This is a genomic window from Streptomyces griseoruber, from assembly GCF_001514205.1.
GTDB classification, from domain to species: domain Bacteria; phylum Actinomycetota; class Actinomycetes; order Streptomycetales; family Streptomycetaceae; genus Streptomyces; species Streptomyces griseoruber.
On the sequence record NZ_KQ948810.1, the window covers coordinates 1 to 2,865 of the forward strand.

General features: G+C 75.5%; 1 protein-coding gene. It reads left to right on the forward strand.

Translation table 11 applies throughout. From position 1 onward, the window contains the following. Positions 1–2,865 (forward strand): SDR family NAD(P)-dependent oxidoreductase (locus AQJ64_RS44610; RefSeq protein ID WP_159060366.1); only part of this gene is annotated, 2,865 nt, incomplete at both ends.

Below are 2,865 nucleotides of genomic sequence, written 5' to 3' on the forward strand. Positions count from 1 at the left end.
CCGCGCCCTCGCCGACCGGAACGTCACCCGCTCTCTCGAACTCGGCCCCGACGGCACCCTCACCGCCCTCGCCCTGGCTCTGCTGCCCTCCGCGGCGGAGGACCGGGAAGGAGAACCGGCGCAGCACGTGGTGGTGCCCGCGCTGCGCAAGGAAGGGGCGGAGCCGGGCACCCTGCTCGGTGCGGTCGCGACCCTCCACGCACACGGGCACAGCCCGGACTGGCCCGTGCTGTGCCCCGGAGCACGCCACGTCGACCTGCCCACCTACGCCTTCCAGCGCGTCCGGTACTGGCCGGCCGACGCGGCCTCCGACCAGGAGGGCGGCCAGGCGCACGCCGTCGACTCGGCGTTCTGGTCCGCCGTCCGCAGGGGCGACGTCCGCGACCTGGCGCACCGGCTGGCACTCGACCCGGACGTCCTGGCACCCGTGCTCCCCGCCCTCACCTCCTGGCACCACGACAGCATGCGGCGCGCCACCGCCGACTCCTGGCAGTACCGGGAGACCTGGACACCCCTGCCGTCCCCCACAGGTACCCCGGCCGGCGTCTGGCTGGTGCCCTTCTGCGTCGGTGACCCGGACACCGCGGCAACGGCCGACGCCCTGGTGGAGGCGTTCACCGCAGCCGGTGCGGACGCCCGCCTCCTCCCCGTGGCCGCGGACGCGGACCGCGCCCCGCTCGCGGAAGCGCTCACCGAGGCCGCGGGTGCCCGTGGCGGTCCGCTCCAGCTGCTGTCGCTGCTCGCCCTCACCGAGGCACCTCACCCGGCCCACGCCGAAGTGCCTCTGGGACTGCACCTCAACACCCTGCTGGTGCAGGTGCTGGCCGAGACCCGCACCCGCGCACGGCTGTGGGCGGCCACACGGTCGGCGGTGTCCGTCGGCGCCGCCGACCCGCTGACCCGTCCGGTCCAGGCCACCACCTGGGGGCTCGGCCGGACCGCGGCCGTCGAGCACTCCGATCTGTGGGCCGGCCTCCTCGACCTGCCGCAGCGGCCGGACCCGCGGACGCTCGCCCGGCTGGTGGCGCTCGTCGCGCAGCCGGGTGACGAGAACGAGCTCGCCGTCCGCGACTCGGCCGTCTTCGCCCGCCGACTGACCCGCGTCACCCGCGACGGCGACGAGGCCCGTCCCGCACCGCGGTTCACCGGTACGACGCTCATCACCGGCGGCACCGGAATCATCGGCGCCCATGTGGCGCGCCGGCTGGCCGGGGAGGGCGCCGAGCATCTCCTGCTCGTCAGCCGCAGGGGTCCGGCGGCTCCCGGCGCGGAGGATCTGCGCCGCGAACTGGAGCAGTCGGGCACCCAGGTCACCGTCGCCGCCTGCGACCCCGCCGACCGGTCCGCGCTGCGGGCGCTGCTCGCCACCGTCCCGGCCGACCGGCCGCTGACCTCGGTGCTGCACGTCGCGGGCGTCCTCGACGACGCGCCGCTCACCGCGATGGACCCCGAGCGCTACGCCACCGTCCTGCGCGCCAAGCTGCGCGCGGCCGACAACCTCGACGAGGCCACCCGGAACCTGGACACCCCCCTCACTGCGTTCGTCCTGTTCTCGTCCATCGCCGGTGCGCTCGGTTCGGCCGGACAGGCCGGGTACGCGGCCGGCAACGCCTACCTCGACGCCCTCGCCCGGCGGCGCCGCGCCGCCGGACTCGCGGCCACCTCCGTCGCCTGGGGACCCTGGGCCGGCGGTGGCATGGCCGACGACCCCGCGGTACTGAACCGGCTGCGGCGCGGCGGCCTGACCCCGATGGAGGTCGAACCGGCGCTCACCGCCCTCGGCAGCCTCCTCGCCCACGACGACACCTGGGCGCTGGTCTCCGACGTCGACTGGGCCAGGATCGCCGCCGGGCGGCGGGGACTGCCCGGCGGCAAACTGCTGAGCCGCATCCCGGAAGCCGTCCGTGGCATGGCGGTGGCCCAGGGCTCGACGGCCGGGCACGGCGGCGGCCTGCGCGCCGAACTCGCCCCGCTGGGCGCCGTCGAGCGCCGGCAGCTGCTGCTCAAGCTGGTGCGCCACAGCGCGGCCACCGCGCTCGGCCACCCGACACCGGAGAGCATCCAGCCGGCCCGCGCCTTCCAGGACTGCGGCTTCGACTCGCTCACCGCCGTCGAACTGCGCAACCTCCTGGCCACCACCACCGGACTCACCCTGCCGACGACCCTGGTCTTCGACCACCCGACTCCCCTGGCCCTCGCCGAACACCTGGTGCGCGAACTCGACGACGGCACACCGGAGTCCGGCCATCGCGCCCCCGGAGCGGACCTGGTCCGGGCGGGCGGCCACGGCGACGACGAACCGATCGCCATCGTCGCCATGGCCTGCCGGCTCCCCGGCCGTATCACCTCGCCCGAGGAACTGTGGGATCTCCTGGCCCGGGGCGGTGACGCCGTCGGCTCCTTCCCGGCCGACCGCGGCTGGGACCTCGACGCGCTGTACGACCCCGACTCGTCGCGCCCCGGCACCAGTTACGTGAACGAGGGCGGCTTCCTGTCCGGCGCCGACGCCTTCGACGCCGCCTTCTTCGGCATCTCTCCGCGCGAGGCCGTCGCCATCGACCCCCAGCAACGACTGCTCCTGGAGGTCTCCTGGGAGACCGTCGAGCGGGCCGGCCTCGACCCGCGCTCACTGCGCGGCAGCCGTACCGGCCTGTTCGTCGGCTGCGGCCACCAGGGCTACGGCGCGACGTTCGGCGAGGTCCCGGACGACGTACGCGGCCATCTCCTCACCGGCAGCGCGGCGAGCCTGGCCTCGGGCCGGGTGGCCTACGCGCTCGGCCTGGAGGGACCCGCCGTCACTCTCGACACGGCGTGTTCGTCGTCGTTGGTGGCGTTGCATCTGGCGGTGCAGGCGTTGCGTGGGGG